The organism is Xanthomonas nasturtii (assembly GCF_023337365.3).
GTDB classification, from domain to species: domain Bacteria; phylum Pseudomonadota; class Gammaproteobacteria; order Xanthomonadales; family Xanthomonadaceae; genus Xanthomonas; species Xanthomonas nasturtii.
Window position 1 is genome coordinate 308,674 of sequence record NZ_CP142084.2, and the last position, 14,301, is coordinate 322,974.

The following is a 14,301-nucleotide window of genomic DNA, read 5'->3' on the forward strand; positions in this document are numbered from 1 at the left end:
CTGCGCAGGCGAACGTGCCGTTGGTCACGCCGGCATTGCGCCGCTACGCAGACGCGGACACAAATTCCACCAGCGCCACGCCGTCGGCCACCAGATCGCCTTCGGCCACCAGATACGCCTGGACGGTGCCGTCGCTGGGCGCGTGCAAGGTGTGCTCCATTTTCATGGCTTCCAGCACCACCAGCGCCTGTCCACGGCTGACCGGCTGGCCCACCGCTGCGGCCAGGGACACGATGCGGCCGGGCATCGGCGCGGTCAGCCCGCCCGCGTCCTGCGCCGGTTGATCAGCTTCCGCCAGCACATCGTGGTGACGGAAGGCCGCGCGCTGCGTGGCGCCGATCAGGGTCAGCATGCTGCCATCGCGCAACACCTGCGCACGCCATTGCCGGCCCTCCACTTCCACCCGCAAGCCAGCATCGTGCCGGTGGTAACGCAACGTGTGCGTCTCGCCCGCACAGCCGACCTGCCAGCCATCGGCATCTCGGCGCACATCGAGCTGGCGGCGCTCGCCATTTGCCTCCAGCATGACGCGCCGGGTTGCATGCGCACCGATGCGCCAACCATCGCCGTGCTGCCACGGCGAGTGCGGATCGGCCGGATCAACGGCAGCGGCTGGCGCTCCGTCGGCAATCAACACCGCCGCCAGGCACCACCACGCGCTGTCCGGGCTGCGCGCCTCGGGAAACAGCACGGCGTGTTCGCGCTCGATCAGGGCGGTGTCCAGATTGGCCGATGCGAAGGAGTCGGTGGCAATCAGGCGCGCAAGAAACGCGCTGTTGGTGGTGACCCCCACCGCATGGAACTGCGCCAACGCAGCGCGCATGCGTGCCAGCGCTGCGGGGCGGTCGGTATCCCAGACGATCAGCTTGGCGATCATCGGGTCGTAGTAAGGGCTGATGGTGTCGCCTTGCTCCACGCCGGCATCGATGCGCACATGCGCGCTGGTGGCGGGCAAGTGCAGCTGGCGCAGCGTGCCGGTCGACGGCAGAAAGCCGCGCTCGGCATCTTCGGCATAAAGGCGTGCTTCGAGTGCATGGCCTTCAATGCGCAGCTCGTGCTGACGACGCGGCAAGCGCGCGCCCGCGGCGACCCGCAATTGCCATTCGACCAGATCGGTGCCGGTGATCAGCTCGGTCACCGGGTGCTCCACCTGCAGCCGGGTGTTCATTTCCATGAAATAGAAATCGCCATCCGGGCCGGCAATGAATTCCACCGTGCCGGCACCGACGTAGCCCACGGCTTGCGCTGCGTCCACGGCCGCTTTGCCCATCGCCGCGCGCCGCGTCTGGCTCATGCCGGGCGCAGGCGCTTCTTCCAGCACTTTTTGGTGGCGGCGCTGCACCGAGCAGTCGCGCTCGAACAGGTACACCACCTCGCCATGCGCATCGCCGAACACCTGGATTTCGATATGCCGCGGTCGCTCGACATATTTCTCCACCAGCACCTGCGCATTGCCGAAGGCCGATTGCGCTTCGCGCTGACAGCTGGCCAATGCTTCTTCGAAGGCTGCGCTGGCATCCACCCGGCGCATGCCCTTGCCGCCGCCGCCGGCGCTGGCCTTGATCAGCACCGGATAGCCGATTGCGTCGGCTTGCGCGCGCAAGAATGCAGGTGCCTGCTCGTCGCCGTGATAGCCCGGCGTCAGCGGTACGCCGGCACGTTGCATCAGCGCCTTGGCGGCGCTCTTGTCGCCCATCGCGCGAATCGCCGCTGCCGGCGGGCCGATAAACACCACGCCGGCGTGCGCGCAGGCCTCGGCAAATGCCGCGTTTTCCGACAGAAACCCATAACCGGGGTGGATCGCCTGCGCACCGGTTGCGCGCGCCGCGTGCAGAATCGCCTCGCCACGCAGATAACTCTGCTGCGCCGGAGATGCGCCAATGTGGACCGCCTCGTCGGCCAGACGTACATGCCGTGCATCGCGGTCTGCATCCGAGTACACCGCCACCGTGGCGATACCGAGTTTGCGGCAGGTGGCGATCACCCGGCAGGCGATCTCGCCGCGATTGGCGATCAGGATCTTGTCGAAGGGCGGCTGCGTTGCTGCGGCGATAGGGTCGCGCTGGGTCATCGGGTCAGTCTCTGCACGTCGCCGTAGCGGCGGGTCGTCCTACGAAGAAAAAACGGCTAGTTGTGTGTATCACGACTGCAGCAAGCGCAAGGCAGGCGATTGCCGCAAGGCGCTGAGTGCATCCAGACCAGCACAGCGAACGCTTGCCGGCACGTACACACCACATCTCACTGCAACGTGCCTGCCACCAGCATCCGCCACCGCAGCGCGCATGGAGCGCCCGCAGCGCACTCAATCCCCTCACATACGAAACACGCCAAAGCGGGTCGGCTCGATCGGTGCATTCAAGGCCGCCGACAACCCCAGGCCCAGCACACGGCGCGTATCGGCCGGGTCGATAATGCCGTCGTCCCAGAGCCGTGCGCTGGCGTAATACGGGTGGCCTTGTTGCTCGAACTGCGCGCGGATCGGAGCCTTGAACGCTTCTTCTTCCTGGCCCGACCACGCGCCGCCCTTGGCTTGGATGCCGTCGCGGCGCACGGTGGCCAACACGCTGGCAGCCTGCTCGCCGCCCATCACGCCAATGCGCGCGTTCGGCCACATCCACAAAAAGTTCGGCGAATAGGCGCGGCCGCACATGCCGTAGTTGCCGGCACCGAACGAGCCGCCGATGACCACGGTGAACTTGGGCACCTTGGCGCAGGCCACCGCCATCACCAACTTGGCCCCATCCTTGGCGATGCCGCCATGTTCGTATTTGCGCCCGACCATGAAGCCGGTGATGTTCTGCAGAAATACCAGCGGGATGCCGCGCTGCGTGCAGAGCTCGATGAAATGCGCACCCTTGAGCGCCGACTCCGAGAACAGGATGCCGTTGTTGGCAATGATGCCAACCGGGTAGCCGTGCAGATGCGCAAACCCGGTAACCAGGGTGCTGCCGTAGCGCGGCTTGAATTCGTCCAGCCGCGAGTCGTCGACGATGCGCACGATCACTTCGCGCACGTCGAACGGCTTGCGCGTATCGGCAGGGATCACGCCGTATAGTTCGTCGGCGGCGTAACGCGGCGGCAGCGGCGGTTGCAGCGCCAACGATGCAGGCGGCTTGCGCCAGTTGCGCTGCGCGATGATGGCGCGCACGCGTGCCAGCGCCTGCAGATCGTTGTCGGCAAAATGATCGGCCACGCCGGAAATGCGCGTATGCACGTCCGCGCCGCCCAGCTCTTCAGCGCTGACTTCTTCGCCGGTGGCTGCCTTCACCAACGGCGGGCCGCCCAGAAAGATGGTGCCTTGCTCGCGCACGATCACCGTTTCATCGCTCATCGCCGGCACATACGCACCGCCAGCGGTGCACGAGCCCATCACGCAGGCAATCTGCGGAATGCCGTTGGCCGAGAGGTTGGCCTGGTTGTAGAAGATGCGCCCGAAGTGGTCGCGGTCCGGAAATACCTCATCCTGCAACGGCAAAAACGCACCGCCGGAATCGACCAGGTAGATGCACGGCAGCCGGTTCTGCTGCGCGATTTCCTGCGCGCGCAAATGCTTTTTCACCGTCATCGGGTAATAGGTGCCGCCCTTGACGGTGGCATCGTTGGCCACGATCACGCATTCCACGCCGGACACGCGGCCGATGCCGGCCACAACGCCCGCGCACGGCACTTGGTCGTCGTACATGCCGTGCGCCGCGAGCGGTGCGATTTCCAGCAAGGCGCTGCCCGGATCCAGCAGCGCATCGATGCGCTCGCGCACCAGTAATTTGCCGCGCGCGGTGTGCTTGGCGCGTGCAGCGTCGCTGCCGCCGCGTGCCGTTTGCGCCAGGGTGTGGCGCAGGTCCTCGATCACCGCACGCATCGCGGCGGCGTTGTGTTGAAAGTTTTCGCCGCTGACCTGCAGCTGGCTGTCGATCACGCTCATGGTGGCTCCGTCAGGCGGTGCGTTCGAACAGCTCGCGGCCGATCAACATGCGTCGGATTTCCGAGGTGCCCGCGCCGATCTCGTACAACTTGGCATCGCGCCACAAGCGCCCGGTGGGGTAGTCGTTGATGTAGCCGTTGCCGCCCAGCACCTGGATCGCCTGGCCGGTGAGCCAGGTCGCCTTTTCGGCGGCATACAGAATGGCGCCGGCAGCGTCCTGGCGCGTGGTACGCCCGGCATCGCAGGCGCGTGCCACTGCGTACACGTACGCGCGGCAGGCATTGAGCCCCACATACATGTCGGCCAGCTTGGCCTGCATCAACTGGAAGGTGCCGATCGGCTCGCCGAACTGCTTGCGCTCATGCACGTACGGCAACACCACATCCATCGCGGCCGCCATCAATCCAAGCGGGCCGCCGGCCAGCACCACGCGTTCGAAATCCAGCCCGGACATCAGCACGCGCACGCCGCCGTTGAGCGTGCCAAGCACATTTTCCGCGGGCACTTCGCAATCGGTGAACACCAGCTCGCAGGTGTTGGAGCCGCGCATGCCCAGCTTGTCGAGCTTCTGTGCGGTGGAAAACCCCGGCATGCCCTTTTCGACGATGAAGGCGGTGATGCCGCGCGCACCGGCGTCCGGGTCGGTCTTGGCGTACACCACCAACACATCGGCGTCCGGGCCGTTGGTGATCCACATCTTGCTGCCGTTGAGCACGTAGCGGTCGCCGCGTGCATCGGCGCGCAGCTTCATCGACACCACGTCCGAGCCAGAGCCGGCTTCGCTCATCGCCAGCGCGCCCACATGCTCGCCGCTGCACAGTTTGGGCAGGTAGCGCTGTTTCTGTTCGGGCGTGGCGTTCTTGCGCAGCTGGTTGAGGCACAAGTTGGAGTGCGCGCCGTACGACAGCCCGATCGCGCCACCGGCGCGCGAGATCTCTTCCATCGCCACCACATGCGCCAGGTAACCCATGCCGCTGCCGCCGTATTCTTCTTCCACGGTCAGCCCCAGCAGGCCTTGCTCACCGAACAGGCGCCACAGTTGCGATGGAAAGACATTGTCGTGATCGGCCGCCGCGGCGAGCGGGGCGATATGGTGGCTGGCGAACGCCGCGACGCTTTCGCGCAGCAGATCGATCTCTTCGCCTAACTCGAAATTCAAGGACGGCACATGCATGGAGCGACTCCGCAAGGATCGGGACGTGCCGGGTGGGAGCGGGCGGGCCGCGCGGCGTTAGCGGGCAGCCTAGCGGTCCGCGACAAAAAAGTGAACTAAAATTCAACTATTGAACCCAGAATCACACCATGGCTTACCGACGCTCCGCCCTGATGGAAGAACGCCTGGCCGGCAACCGCGAACGCATCCTGCACGCGGCTCGCGGCCTGATCGCCGAAGGCGGCTACCGCAACGCCCCGATCACCGCCGTGGCCGCCGCTGCTGGAGTCTCTACCGGGCAGATTTATCGGCATTTCCCGTCCAAAGCCGATCTTTTCGTGGAGGTTCTGAACGAGGCCGTGCAGCGCGAGATGACCATCCTGCGCGCCATCGCCACCACCGGGGCCAGCGCGGCCGAGCGCCTGCGCAGCGCGATCGCCACCTTCGTGCGGCGCGCCTTGGCTGGTCCGGCGCTGGCGTACGCCTTCATCGCCGAGCCGGTGGAGAGCGAAGTGGATGCCGAGCGCATCCGCGGCCGACGTCTGTTCGGTGAAGTGTTCCGCCAGCTGCTCGCCGAAGGCGTGGTGGCCGGCGAGTTCCCCGAGCAGTCGCTGGACGCGGCAGCGGCCTGCATCGTCGGTGCCTTCACCGAGGCCCTGGTGGGGCCGATCGCCCCCAGCCGCGGCGACCCGCAGCAGGGTGAGCAGTTGGTCGAGGCGATCTGCGGCTTCTGCCTGCGCGCGGTAGGAGCGCAACAGCCAACGTGCTGAGTACGCGCTGACCCGCGGTGACTGTGCTTCACGAAAGCGCATTACTGTGCATATACTGTGCATCACCTACCGGAGTCGCGCGATGGTCGCCGTTCTCAATCCCCTGGCCCTGACCGAACGCCTGCGCGTGCCGGACCGGACCATCCTGTCGCCCTTGGCCATGGCTGGCCTGCTGGATCTGTCGCAGCAGGAGCTGGCCGAACTGGCCGGCGTGCATCGCAACAGCCTGCGGGTGCATCCGGAAAGCCCGCGCGTGCAGGACCTGCTGCGCAATCTGTCGCGTCTGCTGGTGGCGATGGCACAGGTGCAGCCGGACGAACGCCAGGTGGTGTTCCACCTCAAGAACACCCCCATCCCCGCGTTCGAATTCGCCACCTTGCTGGAGGTGGTCAAACAGGGCCGTACCGACGATGCGTTGACCTACCTGCGCGCCGTCGCGTCGGGGGCCGCCGGTTGAAGCTGAGCGCCCCGGCGCATTGCACGCTGTATCGCGCCTTCACTCCGCGCTGGGCCGCCGAACCGCTGAGCGGTGCCGGTGCGGCGCGCTCGGGCGGGCGCTTCAATCGGTTCGGTCAGCCGGCGCTGTACCTGTCGCTGCAACTGGAAACCGCCACGGCCGAATATGCGCAGGCCGCGCCGTTCCTGCCGCCATTGACGCTGGTCAGCTACGCCGCCGATCTGCCGGCGCTGGCAGATCTGCGCCTGCTCGATGCGAGCTGGGATGCAGTGTGGGCCGACTGGGCCGACGACTGGCGCAAGGCGCTGGTCAACAAGATCGAACCGGTGAGCTGGGTGCTTGGCGACTTGCTACGTGAGGCGGAGATCCCCGGCGTGATCTTCCCCAGCATGGCGCGGCCCGAAGGCGTCAACGTGGTGCTGTTCCTGGACCTGCTGCAGCCCAAGCGCGTGCTGCAGGTACTCGACGATGGCCGTCTGCCGCGCGATGGCCGCAGCTGGGGCGACCCGCCGATGGCGGTGTAGCGGCATGCGTGCGGGATGATCGCGGCAAACGGTCGCGCTTCAACCCATTAGCACCTGCATCACGCCGACCAGCACCGGTGCGGCCAGGGCTGCCGGCACGATCGCACCACGCCGATACGGCAACAACCACAGCGACAACACCGCTGCAGCCCCGGTCAACGTGCCCAGCCACAGCACCGGGCCGATGCCCCAGCCCTGCGCATGCACTGCCAGGCCAAAGGTGAGCAATATCAACACCCACCCCAGCACCCGCAGTTGCCGTGAACGGGCGGCGCCCAGCAGGCGGCCACGCAACTCCTGCTGATGCTTGTCCATCGCCAGGCATAGCGCAGCAAAGCCGGAAAAATTCAGTGCCAGCAACAGCAGCACGCTCATGCGCTTTCCTGGATCGGCGCGGCGTGCTGCACAGGCGTTGCGGCAGCGGCGCGCGCGCGACGCGCAGAGGCGGGCTGCGGTGCCTTCCAGCGCTGCAGGCGAAAGCCGGCAACGCCCAGGCAGACGCCCAGCAACAGACAGACCAGATCGACACCGGCCAGCGCCCATTGCCCGGCTGGCAACGTCACGCCCAGATGCATGTCGGTGGTGATAGCGTTCAGCACCGGCACCAGCGCGAACAACGCCGCGCCCAGATACAACTGCCAGCTCCACATCGCACGCCGCGGCCATACGAAGGCGGCCAGCAACGCGGTGGCCCACGCCGCGAAAAACAGATTGGCTTCCATCGCTGCACGCGCTTCCAGGCCCACCGGCAACACGCGGTTGGCCCATAAGAAACTGGCGAAGGCGATCGGCAAGCCGGCCACGGTGCCGATATTGAGTGCGTCCACCAGCCGCAGGCCGAAGCCGATGCGCCCGGCCTTCAGATGTTTGGGGCGTTCCTTCACTGCCCACATCACCACGCCGCTGGCCACCATCAAACAACCGAGCAAACCGGAGCCGAAAAACAGCGCGCGCATCCAGGGCCCGGCAAAATGGGCGGTGTGCAGGCCCACCATCACCCCGCGCGTCTGGCTGGCATCGCCGGGCGGCCCGCTGCGTTGCAGGCGCTCGCCATTCACTGCATCGAACAGGATGGACGGCGCATCGGTCGAGAGATTGTCGGCCAGCTGGCTCACGCCCACGGCGGCATGTGCATCGTTGGGAAAGGACACCGCCACGCTGCCCACCTCGCCGCCGCGCCAGTCACTGCGCGCGCGCGTCACGAACTGCTCCAGCGGCAGCATGCGCGCCGGTGTGCCGGCTGCCTGCCGCGTGTCGGCCACCCGGTTGGCTGCCTCTTCGTAGAAACGCATTTCGTTATCGGCGTACTGCGCCTTGATGCCCCACGGCAGGTACATGAACATCAAGGTCACGATGCCGGTGTAGGTGATCATCGCGTGGTATGGCAGCGCGGTCACCGCGCTGACGTTGTGGAAATCCAGCCACGAACGCAGTCCCTTGCCCGGGCGGAAGGTGAAAAAGTCCTTGAAGATCTTCTTGTGCGTGATCACCCCGCTGATGATCGCCACCAGCATGAACATCGCGCAGAAACCCACGATATAACGCGCCCACACCACCGGCAGATAATGCAGGTCGAAGTGCAGCCGGTAGAAGAATTCGCCGCCCAGGGTGTCGCGTGCGGCGATGTTCTTGCCGGTGGCCGGGTCGATGATGGCGTTGCCGTACATCTCGCGCCGGCTGGCAGGTTTGCCGTTGGCCGGCGCAGGGTTTTGCCAGTACATGCTCACTACCGGAGTGCGCGCGTCCGGCAAGGTGATGTTCCAGCTCACGGCTTCCGCGGCGTGCGTCTGCAGGTACTGCTCGGCGCTGCGCAGCGCAGTGGCGTCGCTCACCGTGGTGATGGGCAATTCCGGACGCATCCAGCGGCTGATTTCGTCGCGGTAATAACTCGCGGTACCGCCCATGAAGATCAGCAGCAGTACCCAGCCAACCAGTAATCCGGTCCAGGTATGCAGCCACGCCATCGACTGGCGAAACCCCTGCTTCATGCCGCGCTCCGCTGCAGCCACTCGGCCAGCGCGAACATCAGCGCCGCCGGTACCGCAATGCCGGCCCACGCACGCCACACGCTGGCGGTGGCAAAGGCCCACAGCGGCGCACAGGCGCACACCACGATGCCGACCAGCATGCTGGTCAACACCGCTTCACTGCGCGGCAGCGGCAACACCAGCGCCAGCAACAGATTGGTGGCGCTGGCGAGCGCATAACCACCGAAGATCGCCGCCAGCGTGCGCACAAGCACGCCCAGCCAGGGGCGCTTGAGCCAGGAGCGCGGCAGGGACGGTGCGGTAGACATCGGCGCGACTACAGGCGTGGCCGACTCACTCGGCCAGGAAAGTCAGCGTGCTGATGTGATGCACCATCGACACCTGCTTGCCGGCAACCTCGCGCTTCACCGGTTCCTTGTTGGTGGCCACCAGGATGTGGCGGCCGGCACGCAGCTTGGGCAGGGTCACCTGGCCCTTGGCATCGGAGATCAGCGTCTTCTGCCACTTCTGCGGGTCGATCACCGTCACTTCGACCTTGGGCAGCGGCGTGTTGCGATAAAGCACGGTCAGCGTGTTGCTGTCGGCGGCAGTGGGCACCAGCTCGAAATCCAGCTTGGCTGCGGGCGTGGCGCGGCCGGCGCGGGCGTAATAGCTCACCGTCTCGAAACCGCCGGCTTCGCCCTTCCACGGCTCGAACACGCTGTCGTCGCTCAGCCAGGCATCGCCGCTGCCGGCCAACGGCGCGGTCATAAACTCGGTGCCACGTTGCAGTGCGCCGGCCTTGCCGGCAGTGCCGAACACGCGCGGCTTGACCACGCGCTTGATCTCGTCCTGGCCGTGATCGAGGGTTTCCTGCGCCGGCTCGCCGAAGAAGATGCGCACCGGGCCGCTGCCGTCGCGCTCGATCCAGATTTCATGGGCCTGGGCAGACAGGCTGATGCTGGCCAAGGCCAGGCAGGACAGCAGGAAAGACTTCATCGCGGCGACTCCTCAAGACAGGACCGGGCGAGGCGAGAACCGCGTCACCGTGGATTGATGGGAATGATACGCAATCCCTTCAATGAGACCAACGTGCCATGCGGCATTGCGGCAATTCATCGGCGGGTGCGCGCCTGAGCCGGCATTGGGGCGACAGCGCGTCAAGGCGCAGCGCGCAAGCCGGCGAAAACTGTCACGCAGGCTGGTCAGACTGGCGCGAAGTGTGCTCTATACTCCGGCGCTAGCAGAGGTCTTCGACCAACAGCCATGGGTGAGCGCGTGCGGAATTACGACCTCGAGTTCCTGAAAAAATTCTCGATGGTGATCGGATTACTGGTAGTGATCACCCTGGGCCTGATCGCCCTGGCAGCCTATTTGCAACGCGCTATCCCCGACGAAGTCTCACCCACTGCCGTCAAACGCGTGCAGCAACGCATCGCGCCTGCCGGTGCGGTCTATGCCGGCGCCACCGGCGCGTCCGCCCAGGCCGCAGCCCAGGCCGCAGCGCTGGCCAAGGCCGCCTCGCAATCCGCTTACGGCGGCAGCACCGACGGCAAGACCATCTTCGACAACCTGTGCACCGCCTGCCACACCACGGGGGTGGGCAAGGCGCCGACGCTGGATCGTTCGCATTGGGATGCGCGCATCGCCCAGGGCAAGGACACCTTGTACAAGCACGCCATCGAGGGCTACACCGGCCCGGACGGCGGCATCATGCCGCCCAAGGGCGGCAACCCGGCGCTGACCGAAGAACAGGTGCGCGCCACCGTCGACTGGATGCTTGCCAATCTGAAGTAAGCGCCTGACCTAGCACCGCGCCCGCAACACGCGGCTGGCTTCCAGTGGCTGGTGTGCGGACAGGTCGTCGGATGTGCCGTGCGGATGCGTCGAGCGGGCCAAGTGCGAGGCTGTGCGCGCTGCCGTTCGCTTTTTGTTTTACAGGCAGCAGGCATCGCGCGTGCGGTGGGCCTGGCTGCAACGCTCTTTTCAGGCAATCGCGGCCTTGCACGATCATGCAGTGCCACTGCAAAGGCTGTTGCGTGCACCTGCAAAGGCTAACGATGTACCGGCTACTTCACGCGCCAGCTGGTCGCCACGCGTAGCGTATTGTTAGCCTCTCACAACGCCTTGTCTCCACGCGCTGCCTTCGGGGTGGCGCTTGCAGGTGGTCTACGTCTTTCCGGAGTGTGTCGATGTCGCGTTGCTCGCTGGTTGTGCTCGGTGTGATCGGTCTGTTGGCTCCGCTGCTCGGCAGTGCCGCCGAGGGGGCGCCGCAACGCCTGTCGATCGCCGACGTGCAGGGCGAAGACAGCCGCAGTCCCTACGATGACCGCATGGTCGAGGTGGAAGGCATCGTCACCGCCGATACGCGCACGGGCCTGGCCGGCCTGTTCGTGCAGCAGCCCGGCTTCGAGCCGCGGCGCTCGCATGGCCTGTTCGTCACCGGTGCCGGTAATGCCGAGGTCGCGGTGGGCGACCGCGTGCGCCTCGTCGGTCGCGTGCGCGAGGTCTCGGCAGGCGGCGAGGCGAGCCTGACCACGGTGGACGCCAGCACCATCGAGCGGCTCGCCAGCGGCCAGCCGGTGCCGGTGCGCATGCTCAGTGGCCCGCCGGCCAATTGGGAAGCGCTGGAAGGCGAGCATGTGCGCATCGCCGCGCTCACGCTCAACGGCAGCGACCGCCTGGACACGTACGGCGAACTGGTCGCTGCGTTCGGTGGACGCCTGTGGCAGCCGAGCGAGGTGGCCGCTGCCGGCACGCCGGCGTTCGCGCAAGTGGACGCCGATAACGCACGCCGTCGCGTGCTGCTGGACGATGCGCGCAACGGCCGCAGCCCCAAGACGGTGTCGTATCTGCCGGCCGAGCCGGTGTTGCGCAGCGGCAGCCTGCTCAAATCGGTCGATGGCATCGTCGATCAACGCTACGACGGCAACTACCGCATCCAGGTACTCACTCCGCTGACCTTGCCGGCGATGCCTACCGCAGTGGCGCCGCAGGTGGGCGGCGATCTGCGCATCGCCTCGTTCAACCTGGAGAATTTCTTCAACGGCAATGGCCGTGGCGGTGGTTTTCCGACCAAGCGCGGCGCACGTACGCACGAACAGTTCCAGGCGCAGCTGGCCAAGCTGGTCGCCACCATCGTGCCGTTGCGCGCCGATGTGGCCGCGTTGATGGAAGTGGAAAACGACGGCACCGGCGCCGATGCGGCGGTGGCACAGCTGGTGGCCGCGCTCAATGCCGCCGGCACGGACAAGGATTGGCAGTTCGTCGATACCGGCAGCGGCCCGGGCGACGATGCGATCCGGGTCGGCATCGTGTACCGCAGCTCGCAGGTGACCCCGGTCGGCAAGCCGGCCACGCTGACCGGCGGGCCGTTCGAGAACCACAGCCGCGTGCCGCTGGCGCAGGCGTTCCGTAGCACGCGCGGGGCGACGTTCGTGGTGGTCGCCAATCACTTCAAATCCAAGGGCTGCGGCACGGCCAGCGGTGCCGATGCCGACCAGCAGGACGGCCAGGCCTGCTGGAACGCCACCCGCACCGAATCGGCCAAGCGCCTGCACCAGTGGTTGCAGACCGACCCCACCGGCGCGCAGACCAAGCTCGCCGTGCTGCTGGGCGACTTCAATGCCTACGCGATGGAAACCCCGATGCGCAGCCTGCGCGCCAGCGGCTGGCAGGACGCGTTTGTGGTGGCCGGGGTAAAACAGCCTTACAGCTACGTCTACGATGGCATGAGCGGGCGGCTGGATCATGCCCTGCTCAGCCCGGCGATGGCCAAGCAACTGCGTGGCGCGGTGGAATGGCACATCAATGCCGATGTCATGGACGAGGCCGGCTACGCCAAGCGCAATCTGCCCGGTCCGTGGCGCAGCTCCGATCACGACCCGGTAGTGCTGGGCTTTTCGCTGTAGCAAGCGCGATGAGGCGGCGTGTGCGGGTAGCTGCTGGACCGGGCGCCGATGGGCAAGCGCATGCGCGCGTCAGTCCGACCGCTCGCGCTGCGTAATGGCCTCGCCGAGCCGCCGCTGCAGGGTCAGCGTCCTGTAGTCATGCATGAGGCAGTGCAGTTGCTGGATCAGCGCACAGGGCGCGGCGCTGTCTTGCAGGATGTCCAGCTGTTCCAGTGCGTCCCGGTACGCCTGGGCCAAGCAGGTCGACTGGGTGCTTGTTTCCTGTCCCGGTGTGTATGCATCGTCGTGGCGTATCCGAGCCTGCGAGTCGGTTAGCGGTGCGGTGCCGCGTGCGGCCCCCTGCGCACGCACACGCTGCAGCGGTGAGAGCGCTGCGAGCAGGGCATGCAGCTGGAGATCGCGTAGCCGATTGCGTTGCGCCAACAGCTCATTGCGCTGATCGAGCGCGCGTTGTTCCTGCGGCAGCGCGTCGCGATCCTCCAGGAACAGACGGGTGCTGAGGGCGTGATACTGCGGGTTCAATTCGAGTAGGCGGCGATTCATGGCCTTCAGCCGCAAAGGCGCATGCGTAGGCGCCTGCGATGTGTCCTGCGCCTCCGACTTCGATGCGATGACGAGCGTGCAGACAGGCAAATCCGCACGCCGCTGCAGTACCCGCTGCTGCGAGTTCTGTCCGCACGATGACGTGCGCGTGCAAGCACCCTTCTGCTGCGCTGGTGCGACAGTACAGCACGGGTCTGCTGGTCGCGCCGGCATCAGCTGTGTCGGCGGTTGGGACGGCCAGCACCTTGTCACGACGTGGGATGCACCGACTGCAGCCCAGAGATCGGGCACCCGTTGAATACTGTTCGACACCGATTTCAGGCGCATGCTCGCTCCAACCGGGCAAAGCGCCCTGCTCATGCGTCTACGCTAACGGCTTTGTTTGACCGAACGCCGTGCGCTGCGAACGCAGGGCGCGTGAACCGAACACACGATCGCTCACACGTGGGACATCTTCCCAAGTGATGAAGACGATCGCCGATAATGCGAGCAGAAGAACGCGCGCGATGCATGCGTCGCGTCACTCACATCAGCGCGAAGGCATGGCGAAGCGATGTGGGCGTCGGCTGCCAAGTACATGACCGCCTGGCACTCGATTGGTCATCGCTGTGTCAGTGTTCAGGCATGGCCTGATACTCCGAGCACCGAGTGTGGGGGGAAACGTCTTTCAGGATTCACGGTTCAGTCAAACCACTGACGCCACCACCATGCCGGAGAGTGCGTATTGGATTCGATGCGCTGCGACAGTCTCACCCAGCAGAAGACAGCCCCCGGAGTCGCGCTACATCCTGATGGACGTGGATCGAGGACGATGACAATGCCTTGGTCGTTGGCGTCGCGTGCTCGGGTTGGGTTGGTATCGGGTGTAGATCCGATCCATCTAATGCCGGGACTGAACAACTAGACGACTGTGCTCACCGCCAGGCGGACGCGGCCGGCGCTCGGTGCCGCATGGACCACGTGTACGCTCAGGTTCCTCCGCGCCGTCCACACCGATCTGACGACTGCTCGCTACGTGTTGTTAGCCGCTCCTGGCCGCGTTGCTGCCCACACC

At 66.1% G+C, this 14,301-nt stretch carries 13 protein-coding genes and 1 other RNA gene; 6 read left to right on the top strand and 8 right to left on the bottom strand.

Annotation, left to right across the window (positions count from 1 at the left end):
* Window positions 1–43 precede the first annotated feature (43 nt).
* The 3 genes from M3O59_RS01280 to M3O59_RS01290 form a co-directional block, all read right to left on the bottom strand.
* On the bottom strand, window positions 44–2,071 hold the full coding sequence (locus tag M3O59_RS01280; protein WP_116905136.1) for an acetyl/propionyl/methylcrotonyl-CoA carboxylase subunit alpha: 2,028 nt from the start codon (window positions 2,069–2,071) through the stop codon (window positions 44–46).
* Between the two features lie 240 nt (window positions 2,072–2,311).
* A complete protein-coding gene (locus M3O59_RS01285) occupies window positions 2,312–3,922 on the bottom strand; it encodes a carboxyl transferase domain-containing protein (protein WP_249054664.1) in 1,611 nt (536 codons plus the stop codon).
* A gap of 10 nt (window positions 3,923–3,932) precedes the next feature.
* The gene (locus tag M3O59_RS01290; protein WP_064631698.1) at window positions 3,933–5,096 is read right to left on the bottom strand and encodes an isovaleryl-CoA dehydrogenase; all 1,164 of its coding nucleotides are present in this window, start codon (window positions 5,094–5,096) and stop codon (window positions 3,933–3,935) included.
* Window positions 5,097–5,224: 128 nt separating this feature from the next.
* Between M3O59_RS01290 and M3O59_RS01295 the strand changes: the two genes are divergently transcribed.
* From M3O59_RS01295 to M3O59_RS01305, 3 genes are all read left to right on the top strand, one after another.
* A complete protein-coding gene (locus M3O59_RS01295) occupies window positions 5,225–5,845 on the top strand; it encodes a TetR/AcrR family transcriptional regulator (protein ID WP_064631700.1) in 621 nt (206 codons plus the stop codon).
* 82 nt (window positions 5,846–5,927) lie between these two features.
* Window positions 5,928–6,302, top strand: coding sequence for a DNA-binding protein (locus M3O59_RS01300; RefSeq protein ID WP_116905134.1), 375 nt, complete (start codon window positions 5,928–5,930; stop codon window positions 6,300–6,302).
* Window positions 6,299–6,826, top strand: coding sequence for an RES family NAD+ phosphorylase (locus M3O59_RS01305; RefSeq protein WP_116905133.1), 528 nt, complete (start codon window positions 6,299–6,301; stop codon window positions 6,824–6,826). Before M3O59_RS01300 ends, M3O59_RS01305 begins: the two co-directional genes overlap by 4 nt.
* 39 nt (window positions 6,827–6,865) lie before the next feature.
* Here the strand turns inward: M3O59_RS01305 and M3O59_RS01310 are convergent, their stop codons facing one another.
* Genes M3O59_RS01310 through M3O59_RS01325 form a run of 4 tightly spaced genes read right to left on the bottom strand, consistent with a single transcriptional unit; the run spans window position 6,866 to window position 9,792 of the window.
* Window positions 6,866–7,201 carry a DUF3325 domain-containing protein gene (locus M3O59_RS01310; RefSeq protein WP_116905132.1) on the bottom strand — a complete coding sequence of 112 codons (336 nt, stop codon included), beginning with the start codon at window positions 7,199–7,201 and terminating at the stop codon, window positions 6,866–6,868.
* On the bottom strand, window positions 7,198–8,814 hold the full coding sequence (locus M3O59_RS01315; protein WP_116905131.1) for a PepSY-associated TM helix domain-containing protein: 1,617 nt from the start codon (window positions 8,812–8,814) through the stop codon (window positions 7,198–7,200). The genes M3O59_RS01310 and M3O59_RS01315 overlap by 4 nt, the downstream gene beginning before the upstream one ends.
* A complete protein-coding gene (locus M3O59_RS01320; protein ID WP_064631710.1) occupies window positions 8,811–9,122 on the bottom strand; it encodes a DUF3649 domain-containing protein in 312 nt (103 codons plus the stop codon). Before M3O59_RS01320 ends, M3O59_RS01315 begins: the two co-directional genes overlap by 4 nt.
* A gap of 25 nt (window positions 9,123–9,147) precedes the next feature.
* Window positions 9,148–9,792: a DUF4198 domain-containing protein gene (locus M3O59_RS01325; RefSeq protein WP_116905130.1), complete on the bottom strand. Its 645-nt coding sequence runs from the start codon at window positions 9,790–9,792 to the stop codon at window positions 9,148–9,150.
* A 279-nt stretch (window positions 9,793–10,071) separates the two neighbouring features.
* Between M3O59_RS01325 and M3O59_RS01330 the strand changes: the two genes are divergently transcribed.
* Complete coding sequence (locus M3O59_RS01330) at window positions 10,072–10,590, top strand: c-type cytochrome (protein ID WP_064631780.1); 519 nt, start codon at window positions 10,072–10,074, stop codon at window positions 10,588–10,590.
* A gap of 395 nt (window positions 10,591–10,985) precedes the next feature.
* On the top strand, window positions 10,986–12,704 hold the full coding sequence (locus M3O59_RS01335) for an ExeM/NucH family extracellular endonuclease (protein ID WP_116905129.1): 1,719 nt from the start codon (window positions 10,986–10,988) through the stop codon (window positions 12,702–12,704).
* 69 nt (window positions 12,705–12,773) lie between these two features.
* On the opposite strand, the gene M3O59_RS01340 is transcribed toward M3O59_RS01335, so the two are convergent.
* Window positions 12,774–13,574 carry a hypothetical protein gene (locus M3O59_RS01340; RefSeq protein WP_249046860.1) on the bottom strand — a complete coding sequence of 267 codons (801 nt, stop codon included), beginning with the start codon at window positions 13,572–13,574 and terminating at the stop codon, window positions 12,774–12,776.
* A gap of 624 nt (window positions 13,575–14,198) precedes the next feature.
* Here M3O59_RS01340 and M3O59_RS01345 point away from each other — a divergent pair.
* Window positions 14,199–14,274: non-coding RNA, sX9 sRNA (locus tag M3O59_RS01345), on the top strand.
* The last annotated feature ends 27 nt before the right edge of the window (window positions 14,275–14,301 follow it).

Coding starts and splice junctions, on each gene's coding strand:
- M3O59_RS01340 (WP_249046860.1), bottom strand. CDS start 13,574: ATGCGCCTGAAATCGGTGTCGAACAGTATTCAACGGGTGCCCGATCTC.
- M3O59_RS01325 (WP_116905130.1), bottom strand. CDS start 9,792: ATGAAGTCTTTCCTGCTGTCCTGCCTGGCCTTGGCCAGCATCAGCCTG.
- M3O59_RS01285 (WP_249054664.1), bottom strand. CDS start 3,922: ATGAGCGTGATCGACAGCCAGCTGCAGGTCAGCGGCGAAAACTTTCAA.
- M3O59_RS01295 (WP_064631700.1), top strand. CDS start 5,225: ATGGCTTACCGACGCTCCGCCCTGATGGAAGAACGCCTGGCCGGCAAC.
- M3O59_RS01280 (WP_116905136.1), bottom strand. CDS start 2,071: ATGACCCAGCGCGACCCTATCGCCGCAGCAACGCAGCCGCCCTTCGAC.
- M3O59_RS01320 (WP_064631710.1), bottom strand. CDS start 9,122: ATGTCTACCGCACCGTCCCTGCCGCGCTCCTGGCTCAAGCGCCCCTGG.
- M3O59_RS01335 (WP_116905129.1), top strand. CDS start 10,986: ATGTCGCGTTGCTCGCTGGTTGTGCTCGGTGTGATCGGTCTGTTGGCT.
- M3O59_RS01300 (WP_116905134.1), top strand. CDS start 5,928: ATGGTCGCCGTTCTCAATCCCCTGGCCCTGACCGAACGCCTGCGCGTG.
- M3O59_RS01315 (WP_116905131.1), bottom strand. CDS start 8,814: ATGAAGCAGGGGTTTCGCCAGTCGATGGCGTGGCTGCATACCTGGACC.
- M3O59_RS01290 (WP_064631698.1), bottom strand. CDS start 5,096: ATGCATGTGCCGTCCTTGAATTTCGAGTTAGGCGAAGAGATCGATCTG.
- M3O59_RS01310 (WP_116905132.1), bottom strand. CDS start 7,201: ATGAGCGTGCTGCTGTTGCTGGCACTGAATTTTTCCGGCTTTGCTGCG.